Annotated in this window: 17 protein-coding genes and 2 pseudogenes; 17 read left to right on the forward strand and 2 right to left on the reverse strand. The window is 38.5% G+C overall.

Annotation, left to right across the window (positions count from 1 at the left end):
• The first annotated feature begins 5 nt into the window (after positions 1–5).
• The 14 genes and pseudogenes from LZ575_RS18360 to LZ575_RS18425 all read left to right on the forward strand — a co-directional run bounded on the left by LZ575_RS18360 (position 6) and on the right by LZ575_RS18425 (position 13,917).
• The gene (locus tag LZ575_RS18360) at positions 6–785 is read left to right on the forward strand and encodes an SDR family NAD(P)-dependent oxidoreductase (protein ID WP_235326341.1); all 780 of its coding nucleotides are present in this window, start codon (positions 6–8) and stop codon (positions 783–785) included.
• Positions 785–1,354, forward strand: coding sequence for an alpha-L-fucosidase (locus LZ575_RS22890; RefSeq protein ID WP_255702689.1), 570 nt, complete (start codon positions 785–787; stop codon positions 1,352–1,354). The genes LZ575_RS18360 and LZ575_RS22890 overlap by 1 nt, the downstream gene beginning before the upstream one ends.
• Entirely contained in the window at positions 1,245–2,576 is a 1,332-nt protein-coding gene (locus tag LZ575_RS22895) for an alpha-L-fucosidase (protein WP_255702690.1), read from the forward strand. The genes LZ575_RS22890 and LZ575_RS22895 overlap by 110 nt, the downstream gene beginning before the upstream one ends.
• An 11-nt stretch (positions 2,577–2,587) precedes the next feature.
• A complete protein-coding gene (locus LZ575_RS18375) occupies positions 2,588–3,445 on the forward strand; it encodes a fumarylacetoacetate hydrolase family protein (protein ID WP_235326343.1) in 858 nt (285 codons plus the stop codon).
• Positions 3,446–4,192: an amidohydrolase gene (locus tag LZ575_RS18380; protein ID WP_235326345.1), complete on the forward strand. Its 747-nt coding sequence runs from the start codon at positions 3,446–3,448 to the stop codon at positions 4,190–4,192.
• A 213-nt stretch (positions 4,193–4,405) separates the two neighbouring features.
• Positions 4,406–4,999 carry a glycoside hydrolase N-terminal domain-containing protein gene (locus LZ575_RS18385; protein ID WP_235326347.1) on the forward strand — a complete coding sequence of 198 codons (594 nt, stop codon included), beginning with the start codon at positions 4,406–4,408 and terminating at the stop codon, positions 4,997–4,999.
• A gap of 154 nt (positions 5,000–5,153) precedes the next feature.
• Entirely contained in the window at positions 5,154–6,650 is a 1,497-nt protein-coding gene (locus LZ575_RS18390; protein WP_409187175.1) for a glycosyl hydrolase family 95 catalytic domain-containing protein, read from the forward strand.
• Positions 6,651–6,811: 161 nt separating this feature from the next.
• Positions 6,812–8,794, forward strand: a pseudogene (locus LZ575_RS18395) (discoidin domain-containing protein).
• Between the two features lie 5 nt (positions 8,795–8,799).
• Positions 8,800–9,582 (forward strand): SDR family oxidoreductase, encoded by a 783-nt coding sequence (locus tag LZ575_RS18400; RefSeq protein WP_235326351.1) that lies wholly within the window; start codon positions 8,800–8,802, stop codon positions 9,580–9,582.
• Between the two features lie 8 nt (positions 9,583–9,590).
• Positions 9,591–10,907, forward strand: coding sequence for an L-fucose:H+ symporter permease (fucP, locus tag LZ575_RS18405; RefSeq protein WP_235326353.1), 1,317 nt, complete (start codon positions 9,591–9,593; stop codon positions 10,905–10,907).
• A gap of 5 nt (positions 10,908–10,912) precedes the next feature.
• Positions 10,913–11,248, forward strand: coding sequence for an L-rhamnose mutarotase (locus LZ575_RS18410; RefSeq protein ID WP_235326355.1), 336 nt, complete (start codon positions 10,913–10,915; stop codon positions 11,246–11,248).
• Between the two features lies 1 nt (position 11,249).
• Complete coding sequence (locus tag LZ575_RS18415) at positions 11,250–11,984, forward strand: (Fe-S)-binding protein (protein ID WP_235326357.1); 735 nt, start codon at positions 11,250–11,252, stop codon at positions 11,982–11,984.
• Positions 11,981–13,339, forward strand: a complete 1,359-nt coding sequence (locus LZ575_RS18420; RefSeq protein WP_235326359.1) for a lactate utilization protein B — start codon at positions 11,981–11,983, stop codon at positions 13,337–13,339. The genes LZ575_RS18415 and LZ575_RS18420 overlap by 4 nt, the downstream gene beginning before the upstream one ends.
• Positions 13,336–13,917, forward strand: a complete 582-nt coding sequence (locus LZ575_RS18425) for an LUD domain-containing protein (RefSeq protein WP_235326361.1) — start codon at positions 13,336–13,338, stop codon at positions 13,915–13,917. Before LZ575_RS18420 ends, LZ575_RS18425 begins: the two co-directional genes overlap by 4 nt.
• A gap of 105 nt (positions 13,918–14,022) precedes the next feature.
• Here the strand turns inward: LZ575_RS18425 and LZ575_RS18430 are convergent, their stop codons facing one another.
• Together LZ575_RS18430 and LZ575_RS18435 are read right to left on the reverse strand one after the other, a co-directional pair.
• On the reverse strand, positions 14,023–14,739 hold the full coding sequence (locus tag LZ575_RS18430) for a LytTR family DNA-binding domain-containing protein (RefSeq protein WP_235326363.1): 717 nt from the start codon (positions 14,737–14,739) through the stop codon (positions 14,023–14,025).
• The gene (locus LZ575_RS18435) at positions 14,736–15,824 is read right to left on the reverse strand and encodes a sensor histidine kinase (RefSeq protein WP_235326365.1); all 1,089 of its coding nucleotides are present in this window, start codon (positions 15,822–15,824) and stop codon (positions 14,736–14,738) included. Before LZ575_RS18435 ends, LZ575_RS18430 begins: the two co-directional genes overlap by 4 nt.
• A 450-nt stretch (positions 15,825–16,274) precedes the next feature.
• On the opposite strand from LZ575_RS18435, the pseudogene LZ575_RS24400 reads away from it, so the two are divergent.
• The 3 genes and pseudogenes from LZ575_RS24400 to LZ575_RS18470 all read left to right on the forward strand — a co-directional run bounded on the left by LZ575_RS24400 (position 16,275) and on the right by LZ575_RS18470 (position 20,176).
• Positions 16,275–18,180: pseudogene (locus LZ575_RS24400) on the forward strand (sodium:solute symporter family protein).
• Positions 18,155–19,120 (forward strand): glycoside hydrolase family 130 protein, encoded by a 966-nt coding sequence (locus LZ575_RS18465; RefSeq protein WP_235326376.1) that lies wholly within the window; start codon positions 18,155–18,157, stop codon positions 19,118–19,120. The pseudogene LZ575_RS24400 and the gene LZ575_RS18465 overlap by 26 nt, the downstream one beginning before the upstream one ends.
• Positions 19,121–20,176 (forward strand): carbohydrate-binding family 9-like protein, encoded by a 1,056-nt coding sequence (locus LZ575_RS18470; protein ID WP_235326378.1) that lies wholly within the window; start codon positions 19,121–19,123, stop codon positions 20,174–20,176.
• Positions 20,177–20,204: the final 28 nt, after the last annotated feature.

The following is a 20,204-nucleotide window of genomic DNA, read 5'->3' on the forward strand; positions in this document are numbered from 1 at the left end:
CACAAATGTCTTTATTTAGTCTCAAAGGGAAAACAGCAGTAATTACTGGAGGTGGTAGCGGAATAGGAAAGGCAATAGCCGAAAAATTTGCAGCCCGGGGTGCAACTGTTCACGTTTTGGAATACAATATTGAGGAGGGAGAAAAATTGGTGGCAGAAATTCGCGGGAATGAAGGTAAAGCTGAGTTTCATTCCTGTGACGTATCAAAGCAGGAAGAGGTAAGGCAGGTAATATCGAAAATAGCTAAGTCAACACCAATTAATATTCTTGTAAATAACGCAGGGGTTGCTCACGTGGGAAATGTTGAAAATACCACCGAAGAAGATATGGATCGCCTTTATCAGGTAAATATTAAAGGGGTCTATAATTGCCTTTTTGCTGTAATTCCATATATGAAAAAAAATGGCGGAGGTTGTATTATCAATATGGCGAGTATAGCATCGGTCGTGGGAATAGCAGATAGGTTTGCATATTCAATGTCTAAAGGAGCTGCTTTAACGATGACTTATTCTATAGCTAAAGATTATCTTAATTTTGGAATTCGTTGCAACAGTATTTCTCCCGCCCGGGTTCACACACCTTTTGTTGATGGTTTTATTACCAAAAATTATCCGGGCAAAGAGGCCGAAATGTTCGAAAAGCTTTCCAAAACCCAGCCCATTGGAAGAATGGGAACTACAGAGGAGATAGCCAATTTAGCATTGTATCTATGTTCTGATGAAGCATCATTTATTACAGGAACTAATTTTCCCATTGATGGAGGTTTTATTAAACTAAACGGTTAATGAAAATAATACTTACTTTATTTTGTTCGCTTTTTTTAGCAACAGCCTACGGTCAAACTTCCCACGAAGAGGCGAAAAAAGCGATTGAGAACCGGGAATTCCCTGGCTGGTTTCAGGATGCTAAACTGGGGATTTTTGTGCATTGGGGGTTATATTCAGTTCCTGCTTATGGCGGCAAGGAGAGTTATTCTGAATGGTTTCTGAGGGGCTTACAAATGAAGGACAGTCTTCGCACCAATTTTTTGAAGAACACCTATGGCGAAAATTTTACCTATAACGACCTGGCCCATGAGTTTAAAGCAGAACTTTTTGATCCGGAAGAATGGGCTGATCTTTTTAAAATGGCGGGGGCAAAATATGTAGTATTGGTGTCCAAACATCACGATGGATATGCCTTATGGCCAAGTAAATACAACAGGAACTGGAATAGTGCAGACAACAAGTCCAAAAAGGGATATTGTGGGAGAACTTACAGAATCTGTAAGGGGTGCAGGATTAAAAATGGGACTGTATTACTCCTTGCCAGAATGGAATCATCCCTTGCACCGCTGGTATGCAGATCCCCATGATAGTATAGGCGAATATGTTGATACCTATATGATCCCCCAATTTAAAGAACTGGTAAGCACCTATAAACCTTCCTTAATCTTTGCTGATGGGGAATGGTTCAATACTGCAGAGCAATGGCATTCAGCAGAATTAATAAACTGGTATTATAATCTGGTGGGAGATGAGGCTATTGTAAACAACCGCTGGGGAAGTGGGCTGGATGTAGGTTTTCTCACCCCTGAATATAGTGCGGGAATAAAAGAAACTACCAGGCCCTGGGCAGAAGTTAGGGGAATTGGGAGATCCTTCGGCCTTAATAGAAATGAAGATCTGGAAGCCTATGGCACTTCAAAGGAATTGGTTGAAAAATTTGTGCAAGCGGTTGCCAATGGTGGTGGAATGATCCTCAACGTAGGTCCCGGAGCTGACGGGCAGATCCCATTGATCCAGCAGGAACGCCTTGTACAGTTAGGGAAGTGGCTTAAGATCAATGGAGAAGCAATTTATGGTACAAAATCTTTTTCTGTAATTGAAGAAGAGAAAGAAGTTCAAATATCAAGAATAGATAACAATATAAACTTTAACTGGGTACGTAATGCACCAATGAAGGGAATTCGGGAGGATGATTTTTCTGTGAAATGGGAAGGATTTCTGTTTCCTCCCCAAAGCGGGAAGTACATTCTGGAACTGGAAGCTGATGATGAAGCAGTTCTTAAACTGGACGGTAAAACTATTATAAATAACAATTATACAGCCCCAGACAAAGAGGCTGAGGTTATGAATGCCAATACCAGTAATTCCAACCGGGCAGAGATAAATCTTACGGCAAATAAGCCTTACTACCTGGTGCTGGAGTACAGGGAAAAGAAGCAAAATGCCATGGTAAAGTTGTCCTGGAGCACAAAGGGAAAAGAAAAGGATATTATTCCACCTTCAGCTTTTTATTTAGATCAAAATCGAAATGACGCCGGAATTTCAGGAGAATATAATTCTTTGAAAACTCATATGGCGTATACCAGGAATACTAATTCGGTGTTTGCCATAAGCTTTGAATGGCCGGAAGAAATTTTGGAGTTAAACATACCAAAACCCCGGGACGGAGCCACAGTTCAAATGCTGGGATTGGAAAGAGATTTAAAATGGTGGTATAAGGAAGAAAAACTATATATAAACACAGGTGAGATAAAATATGGGGAATTACCTTCCCACGATGCCTGGACATTTAAAATTGAAAATTACTAATTTCTATAAAAATGAAAATAATAAGATTTGGTGAGGCGGGAAAAGAAAAACCTGGAGTACAACTGGCAAATGGAAAGCGTCTTGACGTTTCTGGCTTTGAGTCAGATTATACCGAAGATTTTTTTGCTAATGATGGAATTTCAAAACTAAATACCTGGCTCAGCTCAAATGAAGAAAATTGCGAGGAAATTGGGGAAAATGTAAGGCTTGGTTCTCCTATTGCACGTCCTTCAAAAATTGTTTGTGTAGGTCTAAATTATGCCAAACATGCTGCTGAAAGTGGGATGGATGTCCCTAAAGAACCTATTCTTTTTTTTAAAGCAACCAGTGCCATTGTTGGGCCTAATGACGATTTGATCATTCCCCGCGGAAGTAAGAAAACAGATTGGGAAGTGGAGTTGGGTGTAGTGATTGGTAAGAAAACCTCCTATGTAGATGAAGCAGAAGCTATGGATTATGTTGTAGGGTATGTTCTACATAATGACTACAGTGAAAGAGAATTCCAGATAGAGAGATCGGGGCAATGGGTGAAGGGAAAAAGCTGTGACACTTTCGCACCCCTCGGTCCTTTTTTGGCAACTAAAGATGAAATAAAGGATCCACATAATTTAGATTTATGGCTAAAATTAAATGGAGAGATTAAGCAGCAAAGTAATACTTCAGATTTTGTTTTTAATATTCCCCAATTAGTAAGCTATATAAGTCAATTTATGACCCTTTTACCAGGCGACATAATATCAACAGGAACCCCTTTTGGGGTTGGGATGGGACTTAACCCACAACGTTACCTAAAACCGGGAGATCTAGTAGAACTGGGTATTGATGGACTGGGAACATCCAAACAAACAGCAAGAGCTTATAAAAAATAAATGAGAGTTGACAGCCATCAACATTTCTGGGCCTATGATTCGCAACGGGAAAGCTGGATAAATGAGAATATGAAGGCCATCCGCAGGAATTTTTTTCCTGAAGATCTTAAGCCTGTTCTTTCTCAGCACCATTTCGATGGCTGTATTGCTGTGGAGGCAAATAATTCAGAAGAAGAAACACAATTTTTACTAGACCTGGCACGTCAGAACTCTTTTATAAAGGGTGTGGTTGGCTGGGTGGACCTGGCTGCCGATAATTGTGAAGAGCGGTTAGAATATTTTTTAGAAAATCCATTATTTAAAGGAATACGATACTCGCTGCAGGGTCAAGATTTAAGGGAGATTATCACTCCACATTTTAAAAGAGGAATTGCACTCCTCAGTAAATTTGATCTCACTTACGATTTGCTTGTACAGGAACAACAATTACCAGAAATTGTTGAGTTTGTAAAAGAATTTCCTTCCCAGCGCTTTGTTCTGGATCATATGGCGAAACCTCAAATTTCATTTGGTCATTCCGGGAAATGGGAGAAGAACATCAGCAATTTGGGAGCTTGTGATAATGTCTATTGTAAAGTGTCAGGATTTCTTACTGAGACAGAAGATTATAAATGGAGTTCCAATGATTTTACGCCTTTTATAGATACTGTGGCTAAGTGTTTTCGGGGAAGATCGATTGATGTTTGGATCAGATTGGCTAAGTATGCCTTGCAGCAGGAACTTATGGGGATACAGTGCAAATCATAGAAAGTTTTTTTGCCACGCGTGGTAGTTCCGCTTTGGAAAAAGTAATGGGTAATAATGCTTTGAAATTTTATAAAATATGATTAAGAAGATCTCCGTTTTGTTTTCTGCGGTGTTGGTTTCCTGTTCCTCTTTTAAAGCGGAGCAAGTTCAGGTGCAGCCAGATACTCTTCCTCAACACATTTTATGGTATGAAGCACTTAAGCAGAAGAGTGGTTGCAGGCTTTACCAATAGGGAACGGCAGGTTGGGGGCGATGGTATTTGGTGATCCTGAAAATGAGAGAATTCAGCTTAATGAAGATTCCATGTGGCCCGGTGGACCAGATTGGGGAAATTCCAAAGGAACTCCTGAAGATTTAAAATTTCTGAGGCAATTGATTGAAAATGGAAATATTGAACAGGCCGATAACGAGATCGTTGAAAGGTTTTCTTATAAGGGAATTGTACGCTCCCATCAAACTATGGGCGATCTTTTTATACAATTTGAAGATCGCGGTCCTATAGAAAATTACAGGCGGTCTCTCAATCTTAATACTGCCGAAGTGGTAGTAAATTACACTTCAGGAGACGCAGATTATAACCAAAAAGTTCTGGCCAGTGCGCCCGATGATGTGGTAATTATTGAACTATCTACTACTTCAAAAAAAGGAATGGATCTTAAACTCAGGTTAGATCGGCCAAAAGATGAGGGTCACTCAACAGTTACCCTTAGTAATCCATCCTCTTCTGAAATTTCTATGAAAGGTGAAGTAACCCAATATGGGGGAAGAAAACATTCTCAACTAAGCACCTTTAGACTATGGTGTTAAATTTGAGACAGTTCTAAAAGCCGAAAATGAGGGTGGTACTGTAACAGCCCAAAATGGTGGCCTAATTCTGCAGGGTGTAAAAAAAGTAACTCTAAAAGTAGTTGCGAACACCTCCTTTTATAACAAGGATTTTGAAGATAAGAACAAAAAAGAGTTGCGCCGTCTTTCCAACATAAAATATTCTGAAATCTTTAAAAGACACGTTCGGGATCATCAAAAGTATTTCAATAGAGTCAGTCTTCAATTGGGGGATTCACAAAAGGTAAATTTGCCCACAGATATTCGGCTCAAAAATTTGGCAACCGGAAAGGAAGATCTGGGATTAGTAGCAGATCTATTTCAGTTTGGTCGCTACCTCCTAATTTCATCGTCGCGCCCGGGAACTAATCCTGCGAATCTACAGGGTCTCTGGAATGAACATATTGCCGCACCCTGGAATGCTGATTATCACCTGAATGTTAACCTGCAAATGAATTATTGGCCCGCAGAAGTGACGAACCTTACCGAATTGCATATGCCCCTCTTCGATTTTACAGATAAGCTCATAGAACGGGGTCGTATAACAGCAAGGGAACAATATGGTATAAAAAGAGGAGCTGTAGCTCATCAGGCTACAGATCTTTGGGCCCCCGCATTTATGCGTGCCGAGCAACCTTACTGGGGAAGCTGGATACACGGTGGAGGCTGGCTGGCACAACATTATTGGGAGCATTATAATTTTACAAAAGACAAGACTTTTCTCAGAGAAAGGGCTTTCCCCGCTATAAAATCATTTGCTGAATTTTATCTTGACTGGTTGGTATGGGATGAAAAGACCCAAAAGTGGGTTTCTTTTCCTGAAACTTCTCCGGAAAACTCTTATCTTAATAAGGAAGGAAAAAGGGCAGCGGTCTCTTATGGCAGCGCCATGGGGCATCAAATCATTGCAGAGGTATTCGACAATATCCTATCCGCAGCTGAGGTTTTGGAAATAGAAGATGATTTTGTCAAAGAAGTAAAAGAAAAACGAAAAAACCTTTTTCCCGGGATTGTGGTGGGTCCCGATGAAAGGTTGCTTGAGTGGAATGAACCTTATGAGGAACCGGAAAAAGGCCATAGACATCTCTCTCATCTTTACGGGCTGCATCCGGGAAATGATATTATCCAATCCACACCTGGAGCTTTTGAGGCTGCAAAAAATTCTATTGATTACCGTCTTCAGCATGGAGGGGCAGGAACCGGGTGGAGTCGTGCCTGGATGATCAACTTTAATGCACGCCTATTGGACGGGCGATCGGCCAAAGAAAACATAGATAAATTTATGCAGATCTCTCTGGCAAAAAATTTATTTGATCTGCACCCCCCGTTCCAGATAGACGGTAATTTTGGATTTACTGCAGGAGTAGCGGAAATGCTTCTTCAGTCCCACGAAGACTTTATAAGGATCCTTCCTGCACTTCCAGAATCCTGGGAAAACGGAGAAATTGCAGGTTTAAAGGCAAGAGGAGATATTGAAGTAGATATCCGGTGGGAAAAAGGTTTATTAAAAGAACTGGTTTTAAGAGCCAAGGAAGGGAAAAAACAAAAGATTCATTACGCAGGAACTGAAGTTGTAATAAACCTGCTTTCCGGCAAGGAAGTAATTCTTAGTGCTGACCTTAAAACATTATAACCAATAGTTAATCAATAGATTACCTAAAAACTTTATTTATGAAAACCCTATATCGATATAGTTTTATCAGCCTGTTCCTACTTTCAACATTTTTTGCAGGTGCCCAGGAACCCGAACCTGTTGGTCCCCTGCCGTCTCAGCGGCAGTTAGACTGGCATGAAATGGAATACTATGCTTTTGTTCATTTCAACATGAACACCTTTACCAATATGGAATGGGGAGAGGGAGGGGAATCTCCTGAAAAGTTTAATCCTACAAATCTGGATACCCGTCAATGGGCGCGCGTAGCGAAGGAAGCAGGTATGAAAGGAATAATTCTTACGGCTAAACACCACGATGGATTTGCGCTTTGGCCTACTAAAACGACAGAACATTCAGTAAAAAATTCTCCCTGGAAGGAAGGTGAGGGTGATGTAATAAAAGAGCTTGCAGAAGCTTGTAAGGAGTATGGGCTCAAACTGGGAGTGTACCTTTCTCCGTGGGACAGGAACCATCCCGAATATGGATGGGAAGAATATGTTGAGGTTTTTCACAAACAACTGGAAGAGCTGCTAACCAATTATGGAGAGTTATTCGAGGTATGGTTTGATGGTGCGAACGGCGGGACAGGTTATTATGGTGGAGCTAATGAAGAGCGTAAAATTGATAACAGGACCTACTATCAATGGGATAAAGTTACGGAAATGGTAAGAAAGTATCAGCCCAACGCCGTGATCTTTAGTGATAATGGCCCTGATGTAAGATGGGTAGGTAACGAAGAAGGTTTTGCTTAGCAAAACTAACTGGAGTATAATAAGGAGAGATGAAGTATATCCCGGTTGGCCAAAGTATAAGGAGCTACAGTATGGACATGAAGACGGTACTCACTGGGTGCCCGCTGAGGCGGACGTATCCATACGTCCCGGTTGGTATTACCATCCTCAGGAGGATCATTTGGTGAAATCTTTACCTCACTTGCTGGATATTTACTATCGTTCAATAGGAAGAAATGCTTCCCTGCTGCTTAACCTTCCTGTCGATAATAGGGGGCTGGTTCATGAAAAAGATGTAGAGCAGTTAATGAAGCTTCGGAAGAAAATTGATGAAGATTTTAAGACAAACCTAGCTAAAGATGTTGTTATAACTGCAAGCTCAGAAAGAGGAAATGCTTTAAAATATACTGCTGGTAAAGCTATAGACGGAGATAAGCAAACATACTGGGCGCCTAAAGAGGCTGAGGTGGAGGCTACTCTTACACTTGATTTTGGGGAGGAGACGACTTTTAATAGATTTTTGGCTCAGGAGTATATCTCATTGGGACAAAGGGTAAAAGAATTCAGCATCGAGGCTTTGGTAAACGGAACCTGGAAGGAAATCGACAGGCAAACAACTATTGGCTATAAGCGTATTTTAAGATTTGATCCTGTAAAAGCGACGTCGATAAGATTTAAAGTACTGGATGCCAAAGCAGGTGCACTTATTTCTAATATTGAAGTTTATAATGCTCCTGTCTTACTGGTAGCTCCAGAGATTCAAAGAACTACTTCGGGTGAAATCACATTACAGGTTCCAGATGAAAATGTAGAATTGTTCTATACTTTAGATGGTAGTGAGCCAACGAAAAAGTCAAAAAAATATACTAATTCCTTTACACGGTTAGAACCCTTAAAAATTAAAGCCGTGGCTTTTAATCCTGAAACAGGGGAGTATAGCGAATCAAAAACTATAAATTTTGATATTGCAAAAAAAGATTGGGAGATTGTAAAGGTAAGCTCTGGTAAAACTGAAGAAGCATCTAAAATAATTGATGAAGATATAAATAGCTCGTGGTCTACAGCAAGAGATGGAGGACTGCCACAGGAAGTGGTGATTGACCTGAAAAAAGAATACAGTTTGCAGGGGTTTACTTATACTCCCCCCCAAGGAAGATGGACGTTTGGAATCATCTCAGAATACAATTTTCAGGTGAGTTCCAACAATAAAACATGGAAAACAGCAGCTTCAGGTGAATTTGGAAACATAAAGAACAATCCCATAGAGCAAACCGTAACATTTAAACCTAGGTAAATGCCCGATATATAAAACTAAAAGGAATAAGAACCACAGATAATAGTGGAGCAATCTCAATTGGAGAGATAGGGGTGATCACGCTAAATCAGAAATAAGAACCATGGATTTAAAACTAAAAGATAAAGTTATTTTGGTAATAGGTGGAACACAGGGTATTGGTGGTGCTATCTCCCGGGCAGTGGCCCGTGAAGGTGGGGTGCCTTTGTTTGTTGGAAGAAATCCCGGGTCAGGAGAAAGCCTTGAAGAGGAGTTGCGTGAGAAAAACCTTCAGGGAGCTTTTGTACAGGGAGATCTAAATGAGATAGACACCAGTAAAAGAGTCGTGGAGGAAGTGGTACAGAGATTTGGACACATCTATGCCCTGGTTAATAATGCGGGAATAAATGACGGTGTAGGACTTGAAAAAGGGAATCCAGCCAGTTTTGCAAATTCGGTTTTTAATAATCTAAACCATTATTACGAGATGGCGCATTATTGTCTCCCACATTTAAAAATTTCCCAGGGAAATATATTAAATATTAGTTCCAAAGTCGCTTTAACAGGCCAGGGAGGTACTTCTGGATATGCTGCTGCAAAGGGTGCTCAACTGGCGCTTACCCGCGAATGGGCTGCTGAACTTTTGCCTTATAAGATTCGTGTAAATGCCATTATGCCTGCAGAAGTTATGACGCCGCTTTATAAAAGTTGGCTGGAGTCATTTGAAGACTCCGAAATGAAACTGCAAGAGATAATTTCAAAAATCCCGTTGGGTAAGCGTATGACCAAAGACGAGGAGATAGCAGATCTTGCCGTTTTCCTGCTTTCTGAAAGATCTTCTCATACTACTGCTCAATTTTTTAATCCAGATGGTGGGTATGTTCACCTGGATAGATCCTTAACGTAGAGTTTTATATGGCCAGAACAACAGCACTTATGGTTTCAGGAAAAATCCTCCTTCCTTTTCTCCTTATCACCTCTTTATTTGCTCTATGGGGATTTGCCAATGATATAACCAATCCAATGGTTTCAGCTTTTAAAAAAATTCTGGAACTAAATAACTTTCAGGCTTCTTTAGTGCAGCTGGCATTTTATGGAGGTTATTTTACCATGGCCATTCCCGCAGCTATATTTGTGAACTGGTTTTCTTACAAAAAGGGAATATTACTGGGACTGGCGTTGTATGCCTGTGGAGCTTTATTGTTCTATCCTGCAGCTGCTTTTCAGGAATACAATTATTTTCTTGCCGCTCTGTACATTTTAACTTTTGGATTGGCTTTCCTTGAAACAACGGCAAATCCTTATATATTATCAATGGGAGCAGAAGAAACTGCCACCCAAAGATTAAATCTTGCTCAGGCTTTTAACCCCCTGGGGGCTTTAGGAGGTCTCATCGTTGCACAAAATTTCATTCTTAATGCTTTAAAGACTGATGATCTGGATGAAGAGGGGAATCTTATTTATAGTACATTACCAGAAGAGGCGAGAGAAAATATTCGCACTTCAGATCTTGAGGTGATCAGGGATCCCTATATTTTTCTTGGTTTGGTGGTGGTCCTTTTTTTCGTGGTGATCCTCTTGGTAAAAATGCCTAAAAATGAGAATAAAGAATCAAATGTTCCTATAATTAAATCTATAAAGAGACTGTTTAAGCATCCAAAATTTTATGGTGGTGTTGTAGCACAGGCCTTTTATGTGGGAGCTCAGATAATGTGTTGGACCTATATTTATCAATACGCTGAATCCATAGGAATACCAAATAGTACAGCAGTTAATTATGCTATTTCAGCCCTGGTGCTATTTCTTATTGGAAGATGGATAGGTACAGCGCTTCTCAGGTACATTAATGCAGGTAAATTATTAATGGTTTTTGCAATAGGTGCCATGATCTGCACTATCTTGACCATTTGTATTACAGGACCTTCAGGCTTGTATGCACTGGTGGCGATATCCTTTTTTATGTCTATTATGTTTCCTACTATTTACGGGATTGCTTTAGAAGGACGTGGAGAAGATGCCAAATTTGGAGCCGCGTTCCTGGTAATGGCTATTGTTGGGGGTGCATTAATGCCCAGTCTACAGGGGCTGTTGCTGGATATTGGTGGTCCGGGATACGTGGATACGACCATTCTTGGGGTGCCAGAAGTAAATTTTTCCTTTATACTCCCGGCTATTTGCTTTTTGGTAGTGGGGCTCTACGGAAGAAATGTCTATAAAAAACGTATAAATTGATTTAAATGAAGAAGTATGTTCTTGCCTGTGATCTCAAGGATGATGATGAGCTAAAAAAGGAATATATAGAACATCATAAAAAGGTGTGGCCGGAAGTATTGAAAAGTATAAGGCAGAGTGGAATTCAAAACATGGAAATTTTTAGTGTAGGTAACCGCCTGGTTATGGTAATTGAAACCACAACTGATTTTTCTTTTGAAAAAAAGGCGGAGATGGATGATAAAAATTTCAGGGTTCGGGAGTGGGAAGAGCTAATGTGGAAATACCAGGAGCGAATACCAACTTCAGGAGCGGGGGAGAAGTGGGTTTTAATGGATAAAATTTTTTCTCTAAATGAATAAAATGAAAGTTGGATTATTTGTTCCCTGCTACATAGACCAATTATATCCGCAGGTTGGAAAGGCAAGTTTAGAACTACTTGAGAAGACAGAGTGTGAAGTGATCTTTCTTGAGGATATTCTCTGCTGCGGGCAACCTATGGACAACAGCGGTTTTCAACATTATACCGATAAAAATAATTATGCCACCCCGTTTCTTGAAGCTCTTCCAAAGATTGATTATTTAGTGGTACCCTCTGCAAGCTGTGCCTATCATTTAACTCATCATTTATTAAAGGAAAAAACAGGTAGGGACCAACTGGATAAAATTCGGGAAATAACAGAATTTTTACATGACCTAAAACCAAATGTGACTCTGGGAAGCCATTTCCCGCATCGAGTAGGTTTACATGAGTCCTGTCATGGACTAAGAGGTCTTGAATTAGCCAAAGCATCAGAACTTGGTGGATCAGGGTTTTCTAAAATTGAAAACTTGTTGAATAAAGTTCATTGTCTTGAATTGGTAAAACCCTCCATGTGCGATGAATGCTGTGGGTTTGGAGGAAGCTTTTCTGTGTTTGAAAATGCGATTTCGGTGAGAATGGGAGAAGACAAAATGAAAAATGTTCAAGAGGAGGCGCTGGAATTCCTGACTGCGACAGACATGTCCTGTTTAATGCATCTTGAAGGTGTTTTTAATAAGAACAATGCAGGAATTAAAGTATTACATATCACTGAAATTTTAAATTCCCAGCTATGAAAGCCAAACATGCCCAGTTAAGCGAAAATTTTCTGGCTCATCGCAAAGATGCTGATTGGCATAACGATACCCTGTGGTTCCTGCGTGAAAAGCGAGACATCGCTAAAGATAAGTTGCCGGAATGGGAGAAATTAAGGGAAACTGCCTCCCAGATAAAAAAACATACCCTATCGTATCTCCCTGATTACCTGGAGAAATTCGAGGCTGCGGCCAAAAAAAACGGAATGATAGTGGAGTGGGCATGGGATGGTGCAGAAGTAAATGAGCTGGTCGCTAAAATTTTAAGGGATAATAATGTTTCCTCTGTTGTTAAAAGTAAGTCGATGCTCACCGAAGAGTGCGGCTTAAATCCATTCCTGGAGAAGAACGGTTTCGAAGTTGTGGATACCGATCTTGGTGAACGTATAGTTCAATTACGCAAAGAGCATCCAAGTCACATCGTTGTTCCTGCCGTTCATTTGAGAAAGGAGCAGGTGAGTGATACCTTTCATCAATTTTTAAATACTGAAGAAGGAAATTTTAATCCTTCCTATCTGGCAGAGGCAGCGCGTGTTTCTTTAAGAAAAGACTTTATAAGGGCAGAGGCTGCGATTACCGGAGTAAACTTTGGAGTAGCTTCAAACGGAAGTGTGGTAGTATGTACAAATGAAGGAAATGCCGATCTGGGGGTACATAGTAAAAAGGTAGTGATACATTGTATGGGAATAGAGAAATTAGTTCCCGGACTAAAAGAACTTTCCGTTTTCACGAGATTATTAGCCAGGTCGGCTGTAGGACAACCAATTACTATTTATACCTCCCACTACAGAAGACCCCGGGCAGAGACGAGAGAATATATAATTATAGTTAATAACAAAAGAACGGAAATTTATAAGGATGAGGAATTTCGAGAAGCCCTGCAGTGTATAAGGTGTGGAGCCTGTATGAATACCTGCCCCGTGTACCGTCGTTCTGGAGGACATTCTTATCATAATACTGTGCCGGGACCAATAGGAAGTGTTTTAGCGCCGTTTTATGGTAAGGAGGAGAACAAAGACCTGCCGTTTGCTTCAACTTTGTGTGGATCCTGTAATAATGTTTGCCCCGTCAAAATTGATCTGGCGGGATTGCTATATAAATGGAGACAGAAGCTTACTCTGGAAACTTCAGGAGACTTTAAAAAAACAGTGGGGATGAAAGTTGGAACAAAATTACTTTCTAATAAAACTGCATACAGCCTGGCAGGAAAATGTGCACGTATGAAAATTTCTTCCGTAGTATTAAAGTCCGATTTTAATCCATGGAATAAAGGCAGGGTTTTTTCAGATCTCCCTAAAGAGAGTTTCCGGGAATGGTATAAAAAGAATAAAAAATGAAGAGCAGGGAAAAGATTCTGGTTAGTTTAAGAGCAGCTCAATCACTAAAGATCGATTTGCCTGAAATGAACTATAATCGCGAAAATCATTTCCTGATCGAACAGTTCACTCAAATGGCCACTTTAGCAGGTATAGAGGTAATCGAGGTTGCGAAGACTAATGTTTCAGAAGTACTTCATTCAATAGAAGATAACAAGAACATTCAATCTTCCATAAAAGGATATGAAGAACAATATCCAATATTATTGAACGAAACAGATCTGTTTAACAAAGCCAACACTCCAGATGTTTTTTTATGTGAAGCAAGATTTGGGGTTGCCGAGAATGCAGCAATGTGGTTGGATGATGAAGTCCTTCCCTTTAGGATATTAGCATTTCTTCCTGAAGAGTTGATCATTTTGCTCTCCAAAAATCAGCTGGTACCTACCATGGATGAAGCTTATGAACGGGTAGAAGAAAAAGATTACAGTTATGGATTATTTATTGCAGGTCCTTCTAAAACAGCTGATATTGAACAGACATTAGTAACTGGTGCACAGGGGGCTAAAAAAGTCTCTGTAATACTTACCAATGAGTAAAAATATTATAATTTTAAAATTTAATTCCTTCTGGATTAAGGAGCCATATTAACTCCTTTCTGTTTCTGTATTTTTATAAAAAGATCAAAAAACAAGTATAAGGACTTAATTAATGTCACTAAGACGATTCAGAATTCGTTCCTTCACCTCATTTAAATAACTTCTGCCAATAGTATATCGATACCCGGCAATTTCTACGCTATTTCCTTCTATAATATCTATCTTATTTATTGCTACGGTATAAGATCTGTGAATACGAATAAAATTTGAATCAGAAACTTTATTAGTAAAACTGCTCAGGGTTTGATGTACGATGTAATTTTTAGGTGCGGTTACGATTTTGATGTAATCTTTTAAGCTCTCGATCAACAATATATCATCCAGATATATTTTTTTTAATTTTTTAGAGTCTATTTTTATAAAGATAAATTCTTTTTCTGGTATTGGTGGATTTCTATTTTGCTCCTGCAACTTATTTCGTGCTTTGTTAATTGCTCTTAAGAAGCGGGGAAATGAAATTGGTTTTACCAGATAATCTAGAACTTCCAACTCATAACTTTGTACAGCATAATCTTCATGTGCAGTAGTAATAATTACCAATGGCTTTTTATCCAGACTTTTAAGAAGTCCAATCCCATTTAAAATAGGTAAATTAATGTCTAAAAAAAGCAAATCTACTTTTGTTTCTCTAAGATAATCTAAAGCGTCTATGCCATTACTAAAAGTTGCGGGTACCGAGAGATCTTTAACTTGTGCTAAATAATTTTTTATCACATTTATTGCAAGTGGTTCATCATCTATTATTAAACATTTATAGGTCATTCCAGCTTCAACTTTAATTCAACAATATAACTTTGATCTTTTTCATAATTTTTAAGCTCATATTCTCCTTTTTTATAACCTAACTCAAGCCTTTTTTTCACATTGGCTATACCTATTCCTCCAGAGCCTTGAGAAAGGTTTAAGGAGTCCTGTACGTGTGGTAAGGTATTGGTGATTTTAAAGTATAAAAAACTATTCTCCACTTGAAGATCAAGGTTTATAAATACTTTTCCTAAATTTTTATTTGCTCCATGTTTAAACGCATTCTCGAGGAACGGAATTAATAACATAGGTGCAATAAGCTTATCTTCTATATCCCCACCTATTGCCATATTTATTTTCAGGGATTGTCCATAGCGGATCTTCTCAAGATCCATATAATTTTGAAGGCACATTATTTCCTTTGAAAGATATTGTTTGTTTTCAATGGTGTCATAGAGTAAATAACGCATAAGTTCTGATAATTTTAAAATAGTATCAGAAGCTTTATTAGATCTCTCTAACGTAAGAGAATATATATTATTTAAGGTGTTAAAGAAAAAGTGTGGAGAGATTTGAGATCTTAAAAATCTCAATTCAGTTTCAAGATGAGTCTTTTCCAAAGTAGATACGCGTTTGTTCTCCTGCATCCAGTCAATAGTAAGTTTTATAGCAGTTGCGAAAGAAACAACATAGAGCTCACCCAACATCATTGTTATAATGTAATTGGCAGTGAGCCTGGAAGTCTCTACGGGACCCTCTGGCCATACATTATTGCTAATTAAAAAATAGGTGAGATAAAATTTAATATAGACCATTATAAAAAGTGCCGCGAGCAGTAGAATAGAAAATTTGAAGAATTTCCGGCTGTAAATGTATCTGGGGAGTAAAAAATATATAGTAAAATAACTTAAAATGATATGAATTGGGAAACCTAATAGATTTCCTTTTAAAGAAAGTGCATAGTTATCGTAATAACTTCCCCACCTTAAAAAATTAAATAAGAAATAAATGGTCCAAAATATTATATGGTGTACAGTGGTTACTTTAAAACTGGTAGAAGAGTTTACATAAAACTCCCTTTGAAGCCATCCTTTAACAGACATATTAGGTGTATTTGGTCGTTTATCCCAGTGGAATTGTTACTGGTCTAATTTTATTTTTTTATCGCCTCAATATATTCAATTTTATAAAAGCTTTAACATTTTATGTCTACTCCCCAAATATTTAATTCAGGTGTATTCCATAGATATTTAAAGAGGGGATCAACTGTTATTTTGCAAACCCTTAAAAGAGGATATAAATGAATTTAATTTCAGACAAAAATATGCATCGCTTTGCAGAAATTTTTAAGTCCGCAGTAATTTTTTCTCTTTCGATTCAGGGTCGAAAAGATAAGAGCCGGAATCCTAAAATACCTCTTGATGTTGCAGTAAGATTATTATATTAAAGTTGATCGATCTTAAATTTCATTGATTCGGTAATTTGGAGAATAGCAAAATCTTAAGCTCATAATAATTAAAAAATTAAATCCGGGGATAAAATAAGCAGGGCTTATGCATATTATTGATCTTATTATTATTGTACTTTATATTTTCATAACCCTTGGTGTAGGTATTTGGGTATCTAAAAAGGCGAGCAAGGGCCTGGAATCTTATTTTTTGGGCGGTAAAACAATTAAGTGGTATTACCTGGGTTTAAGTAATGGTTCGGGAATGTTTGATGTTTCTGGTACAGCCTGGATGGTGGGGATATTATTCCTTTATGGGGTAAAAAGCTTTATGTTCATGTGGATGTGGCCCATATGGAATCAGGTTTTTGTAATGATGTTTCTTGCAGTTTGGATAAGAAGATCCAAAGTCATGACCGGGTCTGAATGGATTCTTACGAGATTTGGGGATGGTAAAGCTGGACGTGCTTCCCATTTAATAGTGGCGATTTTTGCTGTTATTGCTTCCATAGGTTTTATTGCATATTTTTTTGAAGGTGCTTAAGTAAATTTATGACTGTAATCCTACCGTGGGATCTAAGCTTTACTGTAGGCAATGTAATCCTGCTCACCTCTGAACAGAGTTACGCGTTATGGATTATATTTTTCACAACAATTTATACCATTAAAGGTGGAATGTTTTCTGTTGTTACTACTGAAGTTTTACAGTACGGCATTATGGTACTTTCAGGATTTTTAATCGCTTAGCTATACATTCTACGCTTTTACTGATGTTGAAATTAATGCACTAATTCCTGAAGAATGGAAAAATGTTGCTTTCGCGAACGAACTTTCCAATTTCTGGTCTAAAGATTATGAAGATTTCAATCAGCTCATTGATACGCAGGGATATAAAATGTTTGGAGCCTTTATTGGTATGACATTATTTAAAGGGTTTTTTGCCAGCGTTGCTTAGTCCCACTCCGGGTTACGACATGCAAAGGATCCTTTCTACACGCAATGTTAAGGAGGCTGCTTATATGAGCGGTTTTACTAATTTAATTTTATTTATTCCACGATATTTGCTTATTGCAGGAATTGTTGTTTTAGGATTGGTTTTCGTAGCTCCTCAAATGATAGAAAGTGGTGCGGTTTCAGGAAATGATTTAGAAGTCGTCCTTCCAAAAGTAATAAATGACCACGTTCCTGTTGGAATAAAAGGACTCTTGCTGGCAGGTTTACTTGCAGCGTTTATGTCAACCTTTTCAGCATTTGTAAATGCTGATCCCGCGTATATAGTGAACGATATTTATAAGAAATATTTTAAACTAGTTTGCTACAGATAAGCATTTTGTGCGAATTAGCCATATTGCTTCCTTTGCCGTAGTTATTTTAGGAGTTATAATGGGATTTTTTGCAGATTCTATTAATTCAATCACTCTTTGGATTACCAGTGCACTTTACGGGGGTTATATAGCTTCCAATTTTCTAAAGTGGATTTGGTGGCGCTTTAATGGTTGGGGGTATTTTTGGGGTATGTTGGCAGGATTAATAATAGCTACTGTTCAATATGTACTTGATCAAAATAAAGGAAATTTTGGAGCAGGAACATTGTTACACGACCTTTCTGAAATTCCCGCGATATATCTTTTTCCAATAATCTTTAGCTTCTCCTTGCTGGGATCCTTTTTAGGAACCTTCCTCACAAGACCTACAGATATGAAGACCTTGAAACTTTTTTATAAAAATGTTCGCCCCTGGGGTTTTTGGAAGCTAGAAAAGATAATTTTGCAGGCGGGGAAGTGGAGAAGAATAATCACTTCTGGTTAGATATGTTCAATTGTATTATCGGCATTATCTGGCAGTCAGGTATGATTTTACTACCCATATTTCTGGTGGTGAGGGATTATGATAAAATGTGGATGACGCTTACAGTTTTTATAGTGACAAGTGTTATACTGAAATTCACCTGGTTGGATAAAGTAAATAAATTAAAAAATATAGAGAATGAAGAATATCCCGTGGCAGGATAAACCAGAAGGTTGTAAAGATGTCCTCTGGCGTTATGACAATAATCCAATTATAGACCGCTATGCAATTCCTACATCTAACAGTATTTTTAACAGTGCTGTAGTTCCTTTTGAAAATGGTTTTGCCGGAGTTTTTCGATGTGACAACAAGGCGGTGCAAATGAATATTTTTGCAGGGTTTAGTGATGATGGGTTAAATTGGAAGATTAACCACGAACCTATTCAAATGAAAACGGGAAATACTGAAATGATTGAATCTGATTATAAGTATGATCCCCGGGTAACCTTTATCGAAGATCGTTATTGGGTTACCTGGTGTAATGGTTATCATGGACCCACAATAGGAATAGCTTACACCTTTGATTTTAAAGAATTTTTTCAGTGTGAAAACGCTTTTCTGCCCTTTAACCGCAATGGAGTTTTATTCCCTAAAAAGATCAACGGCAGGTATGCTATGCTCAGTCGGCCAAGTGATAATGGGCATACTCCTTTTGGTGATATTTATATTAGTTATAGTCCAGATATGAAGTATTGGGGAGAGCATCGTTGTGTTATGAAAGTTGCTCCCTTTGAAAAAAGCGCATGGCAATGTACAAAAATAGGTGCCAGTCCTGTGCCAATATTGACAAGTGAAGGTTGGCTATTGTTTTATCATGGAGTTATTGCCACCTGTAATGGATTTCGATATTCTGTAGGTGCTGCTATTTTAGATGAAAAGGAACCCGAGAAGGTGAAATATCGCTCTCAGCCTTATCTTATGGCTCCGGCTGAATTATACGAACTTGCCGGGGATGTTCCAAATGTCGTTTTCCCTTGTGCTGCATTGCATTCTCATGAGGAGGATAAACTTGCGTTATATTATGGAGCTGCGGATACTGTAACCGCTGTTGCTTTTGGAAAGATTAGCAACATCATTGAATTTGTAAAGAATAACACGCTATAGATGAAAATATTTTCAGCCATTTTTGGTTATCTATTTTTTCTGAATTGTTTTGCGCAGGATCCTCCGCGGGTGTATGTGGCTCACAAAGCTTCAGAGAATATAGACATTGACGGGAGGGCAGATGAAAAAGACTGGAAAGAGGCCCTTTGGACGGCAGATTTTATTGATATTGAAGGTCAAAAAATTCCGAAGTACAAAACGAATGTAAAGATGCTTTGGGATGAGAAATACTTTTATGTTTACGCAAAAATGGAGGAGCCCCATATATGGGCAACGCTAAAACAAAGAGATACTGTTATTTTTTACAATAATGATTTTGAAGTTTTTATTGATCCTGATGGTGACGCTCAAAAATATATGGAATTTGAGATGAATGCTTTAAATACCGTATGGGATTTAATGTTAGTTGAAGCCTACAGGGAAGGAGGAAATGCGATTGATAGTTGGAATATTGTTGGGGTGAAATCTGCAGTAAACATCGAAGGAACCCTAAATAATTCTGGAGATATTGATGAATATTGGGAAGTTGAAATTGCTATGCCCTGGTCTGTATTGACTGAGGCTGGTAATAGTAGTAAAACTCCGGTTAATGATTTTTGGCGGGTGAATTTCTCGAGGGTGAACTGGGATCATCATATATCGAAAGGGAGGTATTCAAGAAAGAAAGCTGAGGATGGTAATTTTTTGCCGGAATATAACTGGGTATGGTCCCCGCAGGGCGTGATCAATATGCATGAACCAGAACATTGGGGATATGTCTACTTCAGCGATAATAATCCTTCAAAGAATTTCACATTTTCTCTTCCAAAAGATGAGCATATTCGCTGGAAGATGTACGAGCTATATCGGGCGCAGAAGAAATATTTTGAAAAGCATCAAAAATGGGCACGTTCAATAGAGAAAATTGAACTTGAGCCCATTTCTATTTTAGGAGCACCTGTTCATCCTGAAATCGAAATTCATTCCGCAGGATATAATATAGTTATAGAAAGTCCTTTTACAGGAATTAAGTATTTGATTAATAACAATGGAAAATTTATTCAATTAAGTAACTAATTAAGCAGCCATTTGGCAATTGAAGATC

Source organism: Antarcticibacterium sp. 1MA-6-2, from assembly GCF_021535135.1.
Taxonomy (GTDB): domain Bacteria; phylum Bacteroidota; class Bacteroidia; order Flavobacteriales; family Flavobacteriaceae; genus Gillisia.

Coding starts and splice junctions, on each gene's coding strand:
- LZ575_RS18415 (WP_235326357.1), top strand. CDS start 11,250: ATGAAAGTTGGATTATTTGTTCCCTGCTACATAGACCAATTATATCCG.
- LZ575_RS18410 (WP_235326355.1), top strand. CDS start 10,913: ATGAAGAAGTATGTTCTTGCCTGTGATCTCAAGGATGATGATGAGCTA.
- LZ575_RS18400 (WP_235326351.1), top strand. CDS start 8,800: ATGGATTTAAAACTAAAAGATAAAGTTATTTTGGTAATAGGTGGAACA.
- LZ575_RS18360 (WP_235326341.1), top strand. CDS start 6: ATGTCTTTATTTAGTCTCAAAGGGAAAACAGCAGTAATTACTGGAGGT.
- fucP (WP_235326353.1), top strand. CDS start 9,591: ATGGCCAGAACAACAGCACTTATGGTTTCAGGAAAAATCCTCCTTCCT.
- LZ575_RS18375 (WP_235326343.1), top strand. CDS start 2,588: ATGAAAATAATAAGATTTGGTGAGGCGGGAAAAGAAAAACCTGGAGTA.
- LZ575_RS18420 (WP_235326359.1), top strand. CDS start 11,981: ATGAAAGCCAAACATGCCCAGTTAAGCGAAAATTTTCTGGCTCATCGC.
- LZ575_RS18430 (WP_235326363.1), bottom strand. CDS start 14,739: ATGACCTATAAATGTTTAATAATAGATGATGAACCACTTGCAATAAAT.
- LZ575_RS18435 (WP_235326365.1), bottom strand. CDS start 15,824: ATGTCTGTTAAAGGATGGCTTCAAAGGGAGTTTTATGTAAACTCTTCT.
- LZ575_RS18470 (WP_235326378.1), top strand. CDS start 19,121: ATGAAAATATTTTCAGCCATTTTTGGTTATCTATTTTTTCTGAATTGT.
- LZ575_RS18380 (WP_235326345.1), top strand. CDS start 3,446: ATGAGAGTTGACAGCCATCAACATTTCTGGGCCTATGATTCGCAACGG.
- LZ575_RS18425 (WP_235326361.1), top strand. CDS start 13,336: ATGAAGAGCAGGGAAAAGATTCTGGTTAGTTTAAGAGCAGCTCAATCA.
- LZ575_RS18465 (WP_235326376.1), top strand. CDS start 18,155: ATGAAGAATATCCCGTGGCAGGATAAACCAGAAGGTTGTAAAGATGTC.
- LZ575_RS22890 (WP_255702689.1), top strand. CDS start 785: ATGAAAATAATACTTACTTTATTTTGTTCGCTTTTTTTAGCAACAGCC.